We start from the raw sequence: 15,180 nt of genomic DNA, 5'->3' as shown, positions 1-15,180 counted from the left end.
GCCGCATCGCCAAGTTCCTGGACGGATGGTAAGACGAGCGTGGTTTGCAACTGGGAGACCATGAGAATTCTGCAGATCGTGAAGCGGCTGGGGATTTGGCTGCTCGTGGCGGAAGCTGCCGTGTTGTCGCCTCCCGGCCCGGCCCATGCCTGGGGTGCGACCGGTCATGAATTCATCAGTGGCATCGCCGCCGAGTTGTTTCCCGACGAGATTCCAGCGTTCCTGCGCACACCACAGGCCGTGGAGATCATCGCGCCCTTCGGCCGCGAGCCGGACCGCGACAAGCACACCGGTGACCCGCACGACAATGCCCTCAACGCCATGCATTTCGTTCTTCTGTCGGACCAAGGCGCCGTTGCCGGCATCCTGCCGTTGCGCGAGCTGCCGATCACGCTCGACGAGTACGCCACGCGGCTGCTCAAGGGTGGCAGCAGCCAGTACAAGGCGGGCTACCTGCCCTACGCCATCGTCATCGGCTGGCAGCAGCTCGCCAAGGATTTCGCCTACTGGCGGGCGTCATCGATCGGCGCGAAGACGGCAGTCGATCCCGCCGACCGCGCCCGCTTCGACAAGGATCGCCAGCAACGCGAACTGCTGATCCTGAGGGATCTCGGCTATTGGAGTCACTTTCCCGGAGACGCTAGCATGCCGCTGCACACCTCGCAGCACTTCTACGGTTGGGGGACCTATCCCAACCCGCAAGGCTATGCCACCGGCGACGCCATGGACATTTTCATCAAGGGAACGTTCGTGCGCCGAAACATCAAGCGTGACGTGGTGAAAAGCGGCGTGCCGCCCTACGACGCCTGCGGTTGCTCGATCTGGGACCGGACCACCAAGCTGATCCTCGACAGCAACAAGTTCGTCGTGCCGATGTACGAGCTCGACAAGAAGGGTGCATTCAAGGCGGCCGCGCCGGAAGCGATCGCCCTGGTGACGTCACAGCTCAGCATGGGTGCCGCGGCGGTCCGTGACATGGTCATCGACGCCTGGAGGGCAAGCAGCAATCTCTCCGTCGGCGACCCCGTCGTCGCCATGCGCGACATCCTGTCGGGCAAGCACATCCTGCGCTGGGACGATTTCCACTACGATTGAGCGCCGCCCTGGGACGCGAGTCGGCGGGGCTGCAATGCCCTGCCCGACGCGACGGGCAGCGACGGAAAGGCGAGCGCCATCGCCACGGCAGCAAGACCGACGCCGAACGAGCCGATATAGAGGAGGCCGTAGCCGCCAAAGGTATCGAAGATCCAGCCGCCGGCGGCCGGTCCCAGCGCCATGCCGAGGCTCGCGATCATCGACGAACCACCGATCACGGTGCCCATGATGCGCATGGGAAAGTATTCGCGCGCGATCACGGCGTAGAGCGGCATCACGCCGCCATAGGCCATGCCGAACACGATGGCGACGGCATAGAACTCGCCGGCGCTGCGCGCGAAGTAGTAGGCGCCGGCGCCCACCGCCTGCACCATCAGGCCAAGCACGACGATGCGGCGGGCGCCGAACCGGTCGCCGAGCAGGCCGAACAGCAGCCGGCCGCCCAGGCCCGCGAGGCCCTCGGCGCTGTAGATGGTGACCGCCGTCATGGCGGGCAGGCCACAGGCCAAGGCATAGCTCACGACATGGAAGATCGGACCGGAGTGCGCGGCGCAGCAGAAGAAGAAGGTGAGCGACAGCACGATGAACTGCGGCGAGCGCAGCGCACGCCCCACGGTCAGGTCCTCGCCGCCTTCGGCCGGCAGGCCTGGCGCGCCTACTGCCGCGGTCGGCGCGCGGCGTACCAGCAGCGCCGCCGGGATCAGGAGCAACCAGGCCGCGATGCCGATGATGAGCTGCGCGGTGCGCCAGTCGTAGGACTGGATCAGCCACTGCGCGAACGGCGCCACCGTCATTGGCGCCATGCCCATGCCGGCCGACACCAGCGAGACGGCGAGACTCCGGTGCTTGTCGAACCAGCCGGTGACCGTGGCCATCATCGGTGCGAAGACGGCGCCGGCCGCGACACCCACCACCACGCCATAGACGATCTGGAATTCGAGCAGGCTGGTGGCGCGACTCGCCAGCACCAACCCGAGGCCCAGCAGGATCGCGCCAGCGAGCACGACGATGCGCGGACCGAAGCGGTCGGTGAGTGCGCCCCAGCCGAAGGCGGCGACGCCCATCACCAGAAAGTCGATCGTCATGGTGGTCGAGATGCCGGTGCGCGACCAGCCGGTCGCGTCGGACATGGGTTGCAGGAATACCGCCAGCGAGAACATCGCGCCGATGGCGACGCATCCCATCAGCGCGCCGGCGCCGACGATCACCCAACCATAGAACAGCTTCATGGCTACCCCTTCCGAAGAAGCCAATACATAACCCTTTGGTTAACTATTAACAACCCCGATGAACGGGCGTCGGTTTAAGGCGCGGGCACGACCGACAGCTCGGTGCCGTTCACGGCCGTCACACGCACTTTGGCGCCCACCGCCATGTCGGGCCCGATGACAGTCCAACTGCCGTCGCCCAGTACCACCCGGCCGCGGCCGTTCAGGATCGGCTGGTCGAGCACGACGATCCGCCCGACCAGGCTGTCGCCCCGGGCGTTGATGGTGTTGGGTGTCGTATCGCGCGCCTGCAGCCGGCGCAGGGTCGGGCGCAGGCCGATCGCCGAGGCCACGGCCACGACGGCAAACACCGCAAGCTGCCATTCGAGCGACAGGTCGGCCACGACCAGCAGGAACAGGCCGGCCGCCGCCGCGCCCAGCGCCAAGAACAGGAAGACGATGCCGGGCAGCATCATTTCGAAGACGAGCAGCAGTGCGGCGAGCGCCCACCAGTACCAGAAGACAACCTTGAACATCGTCATCGCCGCCGCCCTAGCCTGCGTTGGGAACCGAACCGCGCGGCCGGGCAGCAGCCTCGACGCCGCGCGCCTGGGCTTCCTTGGCGAGTTCGCCGATGCCGGCGATCGAGGCCATGATCCCGGCCGCCTCGACCGGCAGGAAGAAGACCTTGGCATTGGGGCTGGAGCCCATCTTGGCCAGCGCCTCGACGTATTTCGTGCCGAGGAAGTAGTTGGTCGCCTGCACGCCGTTGCCAGCAATCGCCTGGGCCACGACGGAGGTCGCCTTGGCCTCGGCCTCGGCCATGCGCTCGCGCGCCTCGGCGTCGCGGAACGCCGCCTCGCGCCGTCCCTCGGCGGTCAGGATGGCCGACTGCTTCTCGCCCTCGGCGCGCTGGATGCTCGATTCGCGCACGCCCTCGGACTCGAGGATGGTGGCGCGCTTCTCGCGCTCGGCCTTCATCTGCCGGCCCATCGCCACCACGATGTCCTCGGGTGGCGCTATGTCCTTGACCTCGATGCGCAGCACCTTGACGCCCCACGGACCGGTCGCCTGGTCGATCACCGAGAGCAGCGTGTTGTTGATATCGTTGCGCTTGGACAGCGCCTCGTCGAGCGCCATGTTGCCCATGACGCTGCGGATGTTGGTCAGCGCCAGGTTGGTGATGGCAAGATGGAGGTTCTGCACCTCGTAGGCGGCGCGCGCGGCGTCGATCACCTGATAGAACGACACGGCATCGACCTGCACGCTGGCGTTGTCCTTGGTGATGACCTTCTGCGGCGGAATATCGAGCACGTTCTCCTGCATGTTGATCTTGCGCCCGACGCGATCCATGAAGGGCACGATGAGATGCAGGCCGGGCTGCAGCGTGCGCGTGTAGCGCCCAAACCGCTCGATGGTCCAGTTGGTGCCCTGCGACACGGTCTTCACGCCAGCGAACACCAGCACCAGCGCCACCAGAACCAGCGCCAGGACGAAGATCAGAGCACCAGACATTGCCGCGCCTCCCAGGCTTTTCGCCGGGACCCTAGCCCAAGCCGGTGCGCCGGGCCATCGCCGCCGCTAGAGTTCGGCGCTGGACACAGGAGGTTTCATGGTGACCGACCCGGTTTGGGAACCCCTTCCCGACTATCGAAGCTACGCGCCAGAAGAAATGGCGGAACGTGCTCTAGCCTTCCACGCCGACCTGCGGCGGCGGCGCACGGTGCGCGACTTCGACCGCCGGCCAGTACCTCGCGAAGTGATCGAGACGTGCCTGCTTGCGGCTGGCACGGCGCCGTCCGGCGCCAATCTTCAGCCCTGGCATTTCGCCGTCATCGAAGACCCGGCGTCGAAGAAGCGCATTCGTATTGCCGCTGAAGCCGAGGAGCGCACCTTCTACAATGGTCGCGCACCCAAGGAGTGGCTCGAAGCGCTGGCGCCGCTCGGTACCGATGCCGACAAGCCCTTCCTCGAGGAGGCTCCGCTGCTGATCGCGATCTTCGCGCAGAAATCGGGGACGCGACCGGATGGGCGCACGGTGAAGCACTACTATGTGCCCGAGTCGGTCGGGATCGCCACGGGCTTCCTGATCTCAGCCCTGCACAACGCAGGACTCGCTACGCTTACCCATACGCCGAGCCCGATGGGCTTTCTCAACGAGATCTGCGCGCGTCCAGCCTGGGAAAAGCCGACGATCCTGCTGGTCGTCGGTTATCCCCGGGTGGATTGCCGGGTTCCCGTGCACGGTGGCTTGCGAAAGCCGCTCGGGGAAATCAGTTCGTGGATCTAGTGTCCGTCGCCAGCCAGCGATCGAGGAAGCCGTCGATCCAGCGATTGAGCGGCGGATCGTAGAGCGCGTGCATCGCGAGATGCACGCCGCGCTGCTGGGCGCCCGGCATCTTGAGGCGCTCCGAGGCCTTCAGCGTCCAGATCTCCTTCATCTCCAGCGTCACCTCGGGGTGAAACTGGAATCCGAAGGCGTTGCCGCCGTAGCGGAAGGCCTGGACGGGATAACGATCGTTGGTGGCGAGCAGCTCGCAGCAATCCGGCACTCGCATGCCTTCGCGATGCCACTGGTAGACCTTCATCGGCGCCTTGATCCAGTCACGGCCGGCCTCGGTCGGCTCGACGTCGACATAACCGATCTCGACCAGCCCCTCGGGATGCGGCCCGACGCGACCGCCGACGGCGCGCGTCAGGAGCTGGGCGCCCAGGCAAAGCCCGAGGAACGGCACGCCCGCCTCGACCACCTTGGGAATCCATTCCAGCTCGCACTTGATGCCGGCCAGGGTGCCGCAATCGTTGGCCGACATGGGCCCGCCGAAAATCACCACGCCAGCGTAATCGGACATGTCTTCCGGCAGATCGCAGCCGAGGTTCGGGCAAAGGCGGTGAAGCTCGTATCCGCGCTTCTCGAGGAGGACTCCGACCCGTCCGGGTCTGGAGTGCTCCTGGTGCACGACGATTGCTACTTTCTTGGGACCAATCTTTTTAGGCTGCAAAGCCGGTACCGTCATGGATTTGCAAGATACGCGTCGCTTGTGGCATCGACAAGGCGAACCGACGGCGGAGAGACGAAATGGCGCGCCAGCTCGACTTCTACTTCGATTGCTCCAGCCCCTGGACCTATCTCGCCTTTCACGCCGTGCAACCGCTCGCAGCCGAACTCGGCGCGGAAATTGCGTGGAAGCCCATCCTGGTCGGTGGCGTGTTCAATGCCGTCAACCAGACGGTCTACGACAACCGCGCCAAGCCCAACCCGCGCAAGCAATCCTATATGCTGAAAGACCTCGCCGACTGGGCCCGGCTCTATGGCCTGGATATCGTCTTTCCGCCCAAGGTCTTCCCGGTGAACAGCGTAAAATGCATGCGCGGCGCCTTCGTGGCACTCGACGAGGGCAAGCTCGTGCCCTACGCCACCGCCGCCTTCGAGGCCTACTGGGCCGATGACCGCGATCTGGCGCGTGAAGACGTACTGGCCGAGATCGCCGCCAAAGCTGGCCTCGAGCGCCAGCACTTCTTCGCCGGCATCGAGACCGACTCGTGCAAGGCACGGCTGCGCGCCAGCACCGACGAACTGATCGCACGCGGCGGATTCGGCAGCCCGACCATCTTCGTCGGCGACGACATGTTCTTTGGCAACGACCGCATGCCGCTGGTGAAATCGGCCCTGGAGGCGACATGAGCGCCAACGACGATCCGCAATTCTGGGCGAAGGCGCGCGCACATCTCGTTCGCTATGGCGGCGCCTTCTCCCCCCTCATCGCCGAAAGCGCCGCCGGCAATTTCTTCACCGACGCCGACGGGCGGAAGATCCTGGATTTCACCTCGGGCCAGATGAGTGCGATCCTGGGCCACAGTCACCCCGAGATCGTCGAGGTGGCGCGTCGCTGGATCGGCGAACTCGACCACCTCTACTCGACCATCCTCTCCCGCCCGGTGGTCGATCTGGCGGCGCTGATCGCCGAGGTCTCGCCGGGCCATCTCGACCGTGTCCTGCTGGTCTCGACCGGGGGCGAGTCCAACGAAGCGGCGCTTCGCATGGCCAAGCTGGTGACCGGCCGGCATGAGATCGTGGCAATGAGCCGTTCATGGCACGGCGTCACCGGCGGCGCTGCTGCGGCCACCTACTCCTCGAGCCGCAGGGGCTACGGCCCGCCGACGCCTGGCGCGCTCGTCCTGCCGGCGCCCGACACCTACCGCTCACGCTTCATCGACGCACAGGGCGTCTACGACTGGCAGTCCGAACTCGATTTCGGTTTCGAGCTCGTCGACCGTCAGTCGAGCGGCGCCCTGGCCGCCTGCATCGTCGAGCCCATCCTGAGTTCGGGTGGCGTGCTCGAACCACCGGAAGGTTACATGATGGCCCTGGCCGAAAAATGCCGCGAGCGCGACATGCAGCTCATCTTCGACGAGGCGCAGACGGGACTCGGCCGCACCGGCCATCTGTTCGCCAGTGAGCGCGACGGCGTGGTGCCGCAGTATCTCACCCTCTCCAAGACTCTGGGCGCGGGATTGCCGCTTGCGGCAATGCTCACGACTCCCGAGATCGAGGACATCGCAGCGGAGCGCGGATTTTTGTTCTACACTACGCATGCGTCCGATCCGCTGCCGGCAGCAGTCGGCCTCAAGGTCATCGAGATCATCCTGCGGGACCGCCTGACCGAGTGTGCCGCCAAACTCGGCCAACGGCTGAAGGACGGTCTGCAGGCGTTGCAGCAGCGCTACGATTGTATTGGCGACATCCGCGGCCGCGGCCTTCTGCTCGGCCTCGACCTGGTCAAGGATCGGCGGACGCGGACGCCCGACCCCGAACTTGCTCAGCGCGTGGCCTGCGAATGTCTCGAACTCGGCATGATGACCAGCGTCGTCCGGGGTGGGCTCGGGATATTCCGCATCGCGCCGCCGATGACGATTACGGACGAGCAAATCGACCTCGGCCTGGAGATCTTCGACCGGGCGCTAGCCAAGGCCTTACACTAAAATACCCAGCTTTTCCGCGCCCGCCTGCCCTCTGTGCGGCTCCGGGCGGTAATTGGGTTTGAAACACGCGTCTAACTGTTGTACCCGCTGGCGGTTTCCGGCCAACGCGTTGGGAGTGTACGGATGATCAAGATGCTTTCGCAGGCGACGATTCTGATGGCAGGGGTCCTGACGATGGGCGGTTGTACGCTCAACCAGGCCAAGACCACGGCGCCCGCACAGAAGGCGGCGGCAGCCGACTATCAGGCGCCTGTTCCGCCCAGCCCGCCCGCGGGGAACATTCGGGCCTATTGCTACAATGCCGCGGACTTGGCGGTGGTTCGCGCACGCATGGTGCAGCAGGAACTCGTGGTGGCCACGCTGCAATGCCAGAATCCTGGCGGCAGCCGCGCCTTCGAGGCACAGTATGGCGCCTTCGTCAGCAAGTATCAGTCGGAGCTCAGCGGCAACTCGCGCGCGCTGTCGGAGGTTGCCCGGCGCAAGCGCCTGAACGTCGACGTTTTCGTCACCGAGGTCGCGAACCGCACGGCTCAGCGCGCCCCGGTCGACCGCGAATTCTGCTCGCGCAACAAGCGGGCACTGGACTGGGCGCTCGATCCCAAGGTGTCGTCGCTGGCCCAGGTGCCGCCGCCTTACGACCTCGGTCCCGAAATGAACATCTTCGCCTGTCCGGCTCAGTAGCAGGCGGTAAAAAAAGGCGGTCCGAAGGGACCGCCTTTTTCCGTTTCGCTCGGGTCGGGAGAACCTACTGGATCACGATCTCGACGCGCCGGTTCTGCGGCTCTCGGACACCGTCCTTAGTTGCCACCAGCAGCGCCGTCTCGCCCCGGCCGACGACCGTGATCGTGTCCGCGGGCACGCCCTGGCGCACCAATGCCGCCTTGACCGTGTTGGCCCGACGCAGCGACAGAGCCATGTTGTAGTTCGCCGGTCCCGACGTATCGGTGTGGCCGGTACAGGTCAGACGCGCGTTCTGTCCTGACTTCGCGGTCGCGGCGGCTTCCTTCACGATGTCCATCGCGCGCGGCGTCAGCGTCGACTTGTCGAAGTCGAAGAACACCAGGAAGTTCTTCACCGGCGGCGGCGGCGGCGGTGCCGCCTGCGGCGCGGGCTCGTCGCAGGCGCCCAGAAGGAACGCAGCCGCGACGACGGCCAAAAGCCTCTTGATCATAGTCTTGTCTCCCCATTGCGAAGCCATAACAGGACGAATACTAGCGCCGTTTGGGGCACACTCGCCAGAACAAGTATGGTTTCAGATGTGCTGCGCGGTGCCGCGCGCCCCGGGACCGCGTGGCGAATCGTCAAGGCGCGATGTCGCCGCTCGAAGGACCGCCAGATAACCCGGCTTGAACTCCATCCGGCGCCCGCGGCGGCCGTCAACCAGCAGGCGATGGGCGGTCGGCAGACGCCAGCACGGCACGAACATGAACAAATGGTGCTCAAGGTGGAAGTTAACCCAATAGGGCGCCAGCAGGAGCCTGATCATAGGATTGGCATGGGTCGTCCGGGTGTTGCACAAGGGGTCGTCGTTGTCGGGAACGACTGCATGCTCGGCTATGTTTCGTACCCGGCTTGCGAGCTGATACCAGGTCGCTAGCGGCACCAGCCAGAGCACCGGATAGAGCCACCAGTACCCGGCCGCGGCGAGGGCCCCGAACAATGCGAGATTCACCGTCAGAGGGCCCTTCTCCCGGCGCCAGAGATTGCCCAGCCGTGCCATGACGTCGAGGTCAGACGGCCCCAAGGCGCGACGGATCTGGTCGCCTCGCCGCAGGTAGGCCGTCTGCCCCGTCAGATCACGCAGGAGCTTGCGGTGCAGGCTCCGGCGGCTGACCGGAAAGGCCGCCGATAGCCCCAAATCGGGGTCCTCGGGCTGTTGCGTGAACCGGTGATGCTGCAGGTGATAGGGACGATAGAGCATCAGGCTGGTGAAGACGGGATAGGCACAGAGCCAGCGTCCCACGCTGTCGTTCAGTCGCCGGTCGGCGAACAGCAACCCGTGCGCGGCATCATGCATCAGGATGGCGAGGCCGAGTTGGCGGCCTCCGATCACCATCACGGCGACCAGGAACGTGAAGGGATTGGGCCACCACACGAACAGCGCCATGCTGCCGACAATCAGCGTCCAAGCATGCAAGACCAGCAATGTACCCACGAGGTCCGACTTGCCGCGCAGCTGCCGAATCTGCTCGGGTGCCAAATAGTCGCTGACTTTGACCACGGTCGCGTGCATGCCGTCCTCCCGGCGAAACTGAGCGCGCGTCTCCGCACTGTCAACGCCGCCGGCAAGCCGCTATCTTCCGAATCACATGCAGAGCCGGACCATCCGCACCGACGTCCTCGACGTCGCCTACGAAGAACACGGCCCCTCCGGGGGGGCAGTGGTCGTTCTGCTGCACGGCTTTCCCTACGATGTCCGCTGTTTCGATGAGGTCGCACCGTCGCTGGCCGCCGCCGGCTGCCGCGTGCTGGTGCCCTACCTGCGCGGCTATGGGCCGACCCGCTTCCTCTCGCCCTCCACTCCTCGCTCCGGGGAACAGGCGGCGCTGGGCCACGACCTGCTGCAGTTCATGAACGCCCTCGGCCTCGGGAGCGCCGTTCTTGCCGGGTACGACTGGGGCGGCCGCGCCGCCTGCATCGTGGCGGCCCTGTGGCCCGAGCGGGTACGCTGTCTCGTGAGCTGCACCGGCTACAACATCCAGAATATCGCCCGATCGGTCGACCCCGTGCCGGCCGAGCAGGAGCACCGCTTCTGGTACCAGTACTACTTCCATACCGAACGCGGCCGGGCGGGACTCACCAAGGATCGCCGCGACATCTGCCGGCTGCTGTGGAAGCTGTGGTCGCCGGAGTGGGCCTTCGACGAAGCCACCTTCGAGAAGTCCGCCATCTCCTTCGACAATCCTGATTTCGTCGAGGTCGTGATACAGTCCTATCGTCATCGCTACGGCTATGCGCTGGGCGATCCGGCGCTCGCGGGCATTGAGGAACGGCTCGCCGCCCAGCCGAAGATCACCGTGCCGACGATCAACCTGCACGGCGGCCATGACGGGGTCGGGCCGGCGCCACAGGTCGACGGCAATGCAAAATTCTTCACCGGCGCCTATGAACGACGCCTGATCCCCCATGTCGGCCATAACGTACCGCAAGAAGCGCCGTCTGATACGATTGCGGCGCTTCGCGATCTGATGAAAGGAACCACGGAATGAGCAACATCGCCCTGATTGGCGCCACCGGGAATATCGGCAGCCGTGTGCTCACCGAGTTGCTTGGCCGTTCGCACACGGTCACGGCCATTACGCGCGATCCGCGCAAACTCACGGCTCGCCCCGGCATGACGGTCAAGGCCGCGAGCACGACCGATCCCGTCGTCCTGACCCAGGTTCTCAAAGGTCACGACGCCGTCGTGGTGTCGGTCAAATGGAACGAGAATGACGTCAACCGCGTCATCGACACGGTTCGCAAGTCAGGCGTGAAGCGCGCGCTGTTCGTCGTCGGCGCCGGCAGCCTGATCCGCAAGGACGGCCGCACCCACTTCGATCACATGATGGACAAGGGCGTGCAGCCGCCGACCTCGAAGCCGGCAATGCAGGCCCTTGAAGCCATCCGGGCGATCAAGGACCTCGATTGGACCGCGATCTCGCCCGCAGCTGCGATCCCGGCCGGCCAGCGCACCGGCAAGTTCCGGCTCGGCCTCGATCAGTTCCTCGTCGACTCCAAGGGCGAGAGCCGCATCAGCCGCGAGGACTTCGCCATCGCCATCGTCGACGAGATCGAAAAGCCCAAGCACATCCGCAAGCGATTCACGGCAGCCTACTAACTACTCCAGCGTCTCCAGCAGCCGCGTGCAGAGATAGGTGCGCGGCACCAGCGACGAATAGTAGATCTGCTCGTTGGCGGCATGCGCGCCCTTGCCGTCGGCGCCGAGGCCGTCGAGCGTGGGGATGCCCAGCGCGGCCGTGAAGTTGCCGTCGCTGCCGCCCCCGGTCAGCGGCACGTCGGCCAGCTCCTTGCCGATCTCGCGGTAGATCGCCTGCGCCTTGCCGAACAGATCGGCGATGCCGGCGTCCTTCTGGTAGGGCGGCCGGTTCATGCCGCCCTCGACCGTCACCTCGACGTCGGGACCGATCGCTTCCAGGCCGAGGAACCAGTGGGTCATCTCCTCGGCAAGTTGCTGGCTGGGCACGCGCAGGTCGATCTCGGCCTTGCACTCGGCGGAGACGACGTTGACGCCGGTGCCGCCGCTGATCAGCCCGACATTGCAGGTGATGCCGCGGGCATAGTCGGTCTTGCCCTCGATGCGCACGATCTGTCTGGCCATTTCGAGGATGGCGCTGCGGCCGTCCTCGTGGCGGACGCCGGCGTGACTCGCCCGGCCCTTCACCGTTAGGCCAAAGCGGCCGACGCCCTTGCGCGAGGTCACCACCTTGTCGCCGTCGCGGCCCGGCTCCATCACCAGGGCGTACTTATGGCCCCTGGCCGCTTTCTCGATGCGGGCGCGCGAGGTCGGGCTGCCGACCTCTTCCTCGGGAATGAACATGAACGTCACGGGCAGCTTGGTCTTCTTGCCCTGCCGGATCAGGTGGCGCAGCGCGTAGTAGGCGATGTAGCCACCTGCCTTCATGTCGTAGATGCCGGGCCCGAAGATGCTGTCGCCCTCGCGGCGTACCTTCAGCTCCTTCTCGATCATGCCGATGGGATGCACGGTATCGAGATGCGCCAGCACCAGGATGCCCTTGCCCTCGCCCGCCTCATTCCATCCCGGTTGCGTCTTGCACTCCAGGATGTCGCCGAACCCGTCGACGCCCGGTGTGCGCTCGAGCTTCAATCCGAGGTCACGGAACTGACCCTCGACGTGGTCGACGACCTTGTTGACCGACTTGGCGTCATGACTCGGGCTTTCGATCGACACCCATTCGACGATGCCGCCCAACACTTCGTCGGCATCGATCTTCGGTTCGTTCTTCATCTTGTCTGTCGCCATCAGATCGGATCCCACGTGAAATACTCGGGCGAACGCTTGAGATCGGTGAAGTAGGGCTTCATCGCGGGCACCGCGATCTCGTCGATCGCCTCCAGGGTCCATCCCTCGGACATGTGCACGGATCGTACCGGCCGGTTGGCATTGAACAGCATGATCTCGTTCATACGCACGCCGAAGATCTGCGAAGTGACGCCCGCAGTATTGGCGGCGTCGGACAGCAGGAACACCGCCATCGGCGCGATCTTGGCCGGCGTCATCTTCTTCGAGCGCTCGAGGCGCGCTTTCTGCGCATCGGTATCGGCCGGGATGGTGCCGATCATGCGCGTCCAGGCGAACGGCGAGATGCAGTTGGAGCGGACGTTGAACGCCGCCATGTCGAGGGCGATCGAGCGCGACAGGCCGATGATGCCCATCTTGGCGGCGGAATAGTTCGCCTGCCCGAAATTGCCGACGAGGCCCGAGGTCGAGGTGAAATGCACGAAGGCGCCCGACTTCTGCTCCTTGAAGTAGTTGGCGGCAGCACGGCTGACGTTGAAGGCGCCGTTCAGGTGCACGTCGATCACCATCTTCCAGTCCATGTGGCTCATGCGATGGAAGATGCGGTCGCGCAGGATGCCGGCATTGTTGATGACGCCGTCGATCCTCCCGAAGTTCTCGACCGCGGCCTTGACCATGCGCTCGGCGCCGGCCGGATCGGTGACGCTGTCGCCGTTGGGAACCGCCTTGCCGCCCGCCGCGGCGATCTCGTCGCAGACCTTCTGCGCCGGCGTCGTGCTGCCGCCGCCTTCGCCGTCGACCGCGCCGCCGAGATCGTTGACCACGACCTTGGCGCCTTCGCGGGCCGCCAGCAGCGCCATCTCGCGGCCGATGCCGCCACCCGCGCCGGTCACCAGCACGACCTTGTCCTTCAGCATGTTCGTCATGATCGTCTTCTCCCTCTGCTCAAGATTCCAGTTTCGGGGTGCGCGGCCCGCCGCGCAACAGGCGCGCGCTCAACAGTGTCGCGACGGCGAACGGTGCTAGGCCGATCACCAGCGGCATGGCGATGTAGCGGCTGCCGACCACGGCCAGGATCGCCACCGAGATCGTGCCCATGGCGCCCATGCCCATCTGGGCGAGGCCTGCCAGCGACGATGCCGTGCCGGCCAGCCGCGGATACATGCCGACGGCGCCAGCATTGGCGTTGGCCACCATCATGCCGGTGCCGAAGCTCAGCAGCATGTGTGGGCCGACGATGGCCCACCAGGTGACGATTTCCGACAGCGAGAGGACCGCCATGACAACCAATGCCGCGATGTGGAACCAGCCCGAGAACCGGATGATGGTCGTCGGCGCAATGCGGCCGACCAGCCGGTTGTTGACGAACGTGCCCGCCGTGAATCCGCCGACCGAGAGCAGTACGATCAGGCCGAACTCCTTGGGTGAGAAGCCCAGGCTTTCCTGCAGGATGAAGGGCACACCCGCCAGCATTCCGAAGTTCAGCGCGAAGGCGAAGCCCAGCGGCAGGATGTGGCCCAGGAAGCGGCGGTCGCGCAGCATCTCGCCCGAACCGCTGAGGAGACTGCCGAGGTCGATGCGTTCACTGCGATACTTGTTGGTCTCGCCGAGACCCAGCAGCGTCACCAGGAACAGGATCGCGCCGAACCCGCCCACGAACCAGAAGGTCGCACGCCAGCTCGCCCATTCACCGAGGAAACCGCCGATGGTCGGCGCCAGCGACGGCGCGATGTTCTGGCCGAGCGAGATCCAGCTCATCACCAGCGGCATTTCCTGGAAAGTGTAGGCGTCGCGCGTGAGAGCGCGGCCCAGCACCGATCCGGAGGCGGCACCCAGGCCCTGCAACACGCGCAGCACAATCAAGTCACTGATCGAATTGGCGAACGAACAGCCGAAGGTCGTGGCGGCGAAGAACAGCAATCCACCCAGCAGCACGGGCCGGCGGCCATAGCGGTCGCTGAGCGGGCCATAGAAGAGCTGACCGACCGCGAAGCCCAGCATGTAGGTCGTGAGCGTGAGTTTGACGCTGTCGGGCGTGGTGACAAGGTCATGGCCGACCGACGGCATGACCGGCGTGTAGATGCTCATGGTAAGCGGCCCGAAACTGCCAAGTGCCACCAACAAGGCGATGTATGCGGCCGACCTCGGCTTAAGCGTCACTTCGATTTCGCTTCCGAAGCGCCCTCGGCACCGAAGTCTCCACCCAGAGGCATCTCCTCCTGGGCGCGCGTCATGCGCGGATAATAGTGTCGGAACGCACCGCGGATTTCGTCGAACGGGATGTCGGCAAAGACGCCGCGGTAGGCGAGATATTCCATGTGCCGCCGGCCGCCAAGATCGAACGGATGATAGATCGAGTCGCCCACCGCATCCCAGTCGAGCGGTTTCAGGCCGAATCGTTCGGTGAGTTCCCGATTGAAGGCCGGTGTCGCCTTCACCCAGTGTCCGTCCAGCCAGACGTCGGTGTAGCCGTGGTAAAAAAACACGTCACTGCCCATCAGCTCGGCCAACCGCTGCGTCGTCATGTGGTTGCGCACATCGGCATAGCCGACGCGGGCCGCAATGCCTGCGGCGCGGCAGACGGCGGCCATGACCCCAGCTTTGTTGACGCAATAACCGTGCCCTGCCGCCAGGGTCGTGCTGGCGCGATAGGCCTCGCGCTTCATCGGCGTGTTGTAGGGGTCGTACCGGAGATCGTCGCGGACCGCGTAGTAGAGCCGGAGCGCCCGGTCGCGGTCGGCGCCCTCGCCGGCCACGCGCCTTGCATAGGCCACGATTCTGGGGTGCTCTGAGTCGATCAGGTCGCCCGGCCGCCGGTAGGCTTCGAAATCGGCGCCGTCGCGCACGACATCGTCGTCCGGGGTCCTGAAGGAATCGTATTCCATGCCGGGCGTTGTTTACTGCAAGAGACGG

The 15,180-nt window shown here is 65.4% G+C and carries 17 protein-coding genes; 7 read left to right on the top strand and 10 right to left on the bottom strand.

All coding sequences use genetic code 11. From position 1 onward, the window contains the following. The first annotated feature begins 60 nt into the window (after positions 1 to 60). Positions 61 to 1,095 carry a hypothetical protein gene (locus EPO55_RS24030; RefSeq protein WP_296339978.1) on the top strand — a complete coding sequence of 345 codons (1,035 nt, stop codon included), beginning with the start codon at positions 61 to 63 and terminating at the stop codon, positions 1,093 to 1,095. On the opposite strand, the gene EPO55_RS24025 is transcribed toward EPO55_RS24030, so the two are convergent. The 3 genes from EPO55_RS24025 to EPO55_RS24015 all read right to left on the bottom strand — a co-directional run bounded on the left by EPO55_RS24025 (position 1,086) and on the right by EPO55_RS24015 (position 3,818). Further along, positions 1,086 to 2,324: an MFS transporter gene (locus EPO55_RS24025; protein ID WP_296339976.1), complete on the bottom strand. Its 1,239-nt coding sequence runs from the start codon at positions 2,322 to 2,324 to the stop codon at positions 1,086 to 1,088. The genes EPO55_RS24030 and EPO55_RS24025 overlap by 10 nt on opposite strands. A gap of 74 nt (positions 2,325 to 2,398) precedes the next feature. After that, positions 2,399 to 2,845, bottom strand: coding sequence for an NfeD family protein (locus EPO55_RS24020; RefSeq protein WP_296339975.1), 447 nt, complete (start codon positions 2,843 to 2,845; stop codon positions 2,399 to 2,401). Between the two features lie 10 nt (positions 2,846 to 2,855). Beyond that, the gene (locus EPO55_RS24015; RefSeq protein ID WP_296339973.1) at positions 2,856 to 3,818 is read right to left on the bottom strand and encodes an SPFH domain-containing protein; all 963 of its coding nucleotides are present in this window, start codon (positions 3,816 to 3,818) and stop codon (positions 2,856 to 2,858) included. A 97-nt stretch (positions 3,819 to 3,915) separates the two neighbouring features. Here EPO55_RS24015 and EPO55_RS24010 point away from each other — a divergent pair, with 97 nt between their 5' ends. Beyond that, positions 3,916 to 4,593: a nitroreductase family protein gene (locus EPO55_RS24010; protein ID WP_296339972.1), complete on the top strand. Its 678-nt coding sequence runs from the start codon at positions 3,916 to 3,918 to the stop codon at positions 4,591 to 4,593. Here EPO55_RS24010 and EPO55_RS24005 read toward each other — a convergent pair. After that, entirely contained in the window at positions 4,577 to 5,155 is a 579-nt protein-coding gene (locus EPO55_RS24005) for a gamma-glutamyl-gamma-aminobutyrate hydrolase family protein (protein WP_296339971.1), read from the bottom strand. The two genes, EPO55_RS24010 and EPO55_RS24005, sit on opposite strands and share 17 nt — an antisense overlap. A 227-nt stretch (positions 5,156 to 5,382) precedes the next feature. On the opposite strand from EPO55_RS24005, the gene EPO55_RS24000 reads away from it, so the two are divergent. The 3 genes from EPO55_RS24000 to EPO55_RS23990 all read left to right on the top strand — a co-directional run bounded on the left by EPO55_RS24000 (position 5,383) and on the right by EPO55_RS23990 (position 7,967). Further along, positions 5,383 to 5,988 (top strand): 2-hydroxychromene-2-carboxylate isomerase, encoded by a 606-nt coding sequence (locus EPO55_RS24000; protein ID WP_296339970.1) that lies wholly within the window; start codon positions 5,383 to 5,385, stop codon positions 5,986 to 5,988. After that, the gene (locus EPO55_RS23995; protein WP_296339969.1) at positions 5,985 to 7,286 is read left to right on the top strand and encodes an aspartate aminotransferase family protein; all 1,302 of its coding nucleotides are present in this window, start codon (positions 5,985 to 5,987) and stop codon (positions 7,284 to 7,286) included. The genes EPO55_RS24000 and EPO55_RS23995 overlap by 4 nt, the downstream gene beginning before the upstream one ends. A gap of 123 nt (positions 7,287 to 7,409) precedes the next feature. After that, complete coding sequence (locus tag EPO55_RS23990) at positions 7,410 to 7,967, top strand: hypothetical protein (RefSeq protein ID WP_296339967.1); 558 nt, start codon at positions 7,410 to 7,412, stop codon at positions 7,965 to 7,967. Positions 7,968 to 8,031: 64 nt separating this feature from the next. Here the strand turns inward: EPO55_RS23990 and EPO55_RS23985 are convergent, their stop codons facing one another. Then, the gene (locus tag EPO55_RS23985; protein ID WP_296339966.1) at positions 8,032 to 8,457 is read right to left on the bottom strand and encodes an OmpA family protein; all 426 of its coding nucleotides are present in this window, start codon (positions 8,455 to 8,457) and stop codon (positions 8,032 to 8,034) included. An 81-nt stretch (positions 8,458 to 8,538) separates the two neighbouring features. After that, positions 8,539 to 9,519 (bottom strand): fatty acid desaturase family protein, encoded by a 981-nt coding sequence (locus EPO55_RS23980; protein WP_296339964.1) that lies wholly within the window; start codon positions 9,517 to 9,519, stop codon positions 8,539 to 8,541. Between the two features lie 76 nt (positions 9,520 to 9,595). Between EPO55_RS23980 and EPO55_RS23975 the strand changes: the two genes are divergently transcribed. Together EPO55_RS23975 and EPO55_RS23970 are read left to right on the top strand one after the other, a co-directional pair. Further along, positions 9,596 to 10,495 carry an alpha/beta hydrolase gene (locus EPO55_RS23975; RefSeq protein WP_296339963.1) on the top strand — a complete coding sequence of 300 codons (900 nt, stop codon included), beginning with the start codon at positions 9,596 to 9,598 and terminating at the stop codon, positions 10,493 to 10,495. After that, a complete protein-coding gene (locus EPO55_RS23970) occupies positions 10,492 to 11,106 on the top strand; it encodes an NAD(P)H-binding protein (RefSeq protein ID WP_296339962.1) in 615 nt (204 codons plus the stop codon). Before EPO55_RS23975 ends, EPO55_RS23970 begins: the two co-directional genes overlap by 4 nt. Here the strand turns inward: EPO55_RS23970 and EPO55_RS23965 are convergent, their stop codons facing one another. From EPO55_RS23965 to EPO55_RS23950, 4 genes are read right to left on the bottom strand one after another with little or no spacing between them, the layout of a single operon-like run. Next, entirely contained in the window at positions 11,107 to 12,270 is a 1,164-nt protein-coding gene (locus EPO55_RS23965) for a M20 family metallopeptidase (protein WP_296339961.1), read from the bottom strand. After that, a complete protein-coding gene (locus EPO55_RS23960) occupies positions 12,270 to 13,193 on the bottom strand; it encodes an SDR family NAD(P)-dependent oxidoreductase (protein WP_296339960.1) in 924 nt (307 codons plus the stop codon). Before EPO55_RS23960 ends, EPO55_RS23965 begins: the two co-directional genes overlap by 1 nt. A gap of 19 nt (positions 13,194 to 13,212) precedes the next feature. Continuing rightward, the gene (locus EPO55_RS23955) at positions 13,213 to 14,427 is read right to left on the bottom strand and encodes a multidrug effflux MFS transporter (protein WP_296339958.1); all 1,215 of its coding nucleotides are present in this window, start codon (positions 14,425 to 14,427) and stop codon (positions 13,213 to 13,215) included. Further along, positions 14,424 to 15,152, bottom strand: a complete 729-nt coding sequence (locus EPO55_RS23950; RefSeq protein WP_296339957.1) for a transglutaminase family protein — start codon at positions 15,150 to 15,152, stop codon at positions 14,424 to 14,426. The genes EPO55_RS23955 and EPO55_RS23950 overlap by 4 nt, the downstream gene beginning before the upstream one ends. Positions 15,153 to 15,180 lie beyond the last annotated feature (28 nt).

The sequence above is a fragment of the Reyranella sp. genome (assembly GCF_004296935.1).
GTDB lineage: Bacteria > Pseudomonadota > Alphaproteobacteria > Reyranellales > Reyranellaceae > Reyranella.
Note: the sequence above shows the minus strand (reverse complement) of the source record. Positions and strands in the feature narration are given on the sequence as shown.

Coding starts and splice junctions, on each gene's coding strand:
- EPO55_RS24030 (WP_296339978.1), top strand. CDS start 61: ATGAGAATTCTGCAGATCGTGAAGCGGCTGGGGATTTGGCTGCTCGTG.
- EPO55_RS24025 (WP_296339976.1), bottom strand. CDS start 2,324: ATGAAGCTGTTCTATGGTTGGGTGATCGTCGGCGCCGGCGCGCTGATG.
- EPO55_RS24020 (WP_296339975.1), bottom strand. CDS start 2,845: ATGACGATGTTCAAGGTTGTCTTCTGGTACTGGTGGGCGCTCGCCGCA.
- EPO55_RS24015 (WP_296339973.1), bottom strand. CDS start 3,818: ATGTCTGGTGCTCTGATCTTCGTCCTGGCGCTGGTTCTGGTGGCGCTG.
- EPO55_RS24010 (WP_296339972.1), top strand. CDS start 3,916: ATGGTGACCGACCCGGTTTGGGAACCCCTTCCCGACTATCGAAGCTAC.
- EPO55_RS24005 (WP_296339971.1), bottom strand. CDS start 5,155: ATGTCCGATTACGCTGGCGTGGTGATTTTCGGCGGGCCCATGTCGGCC.
- EPO55_RS24000 (WP_296339970.1), top strand. CDS start 5,383: ATGGCGCGCCAGCTCGACTTCTACTTCGATTGCTCCAGCCCCTGGACC.
- EPO55_RS23995 (WP_296339969.1), top strand. CDS start 5,985: ATGAGCGCCAACGACGATCCGCAATTCTGGGCGAAGGCGCGCGCACAT.
- EPO55_RS23990 (WP_296339967.1), top strand. CDS start 7,410: ATGATCAAGATGCTTTCGCAGGCGACGATTCTGATGGCAGGGGTCCTG.
- EPO55_RS23985 (WP_296339966.1), bottom strand. CDS start 8,457: ATGATCAAGAGGCTTTTGGCCGTCGTCGCGGCTGCGTTCCTTCTGGGC.
- EPO55_RS23980 (WP_296339964.1), bottom strand. CDS start 9,519: ATGCACGCGACCGTGGTCAAAGTCAGCGACTATTTGGCACCCGAGCAG.
- EPO55_RS23975 (WP_296339963.1), top strand. CDS start 9,596: ATGCAGAGCCGGACCATCCGCACCGACGTCCTCGACGTCGCCTACGAA.
- EPO55_RS23970 (WP_296339962.1), top strand. CDS start 10,492: ATGAGCAACATCGCCCTGATTGGCGCCACCGGGAATATCGGCAGCCGT.
- EPO55_RS23965 (WP_296339961.1), bottom strand. CDS start 12,270: ATGGCGACAGACAAGATGAAGAACGAACCGAAGATCGATGCCGACGAA.
- EPO55_RS23960 (WP_296339960.1), bottom strand. CDS start 13,193: ATGACGAACATGCTGAAGGACAAGGTCGTGCTGGTGACCGGCGCGGGT.
- EPO55_RS23950 (WP_296339957.1), bottom strand. CDS start 15,152: ATGGAATACGATTCCTTCAGGACCCCGGACGACGATGTCGTGCGCGAC.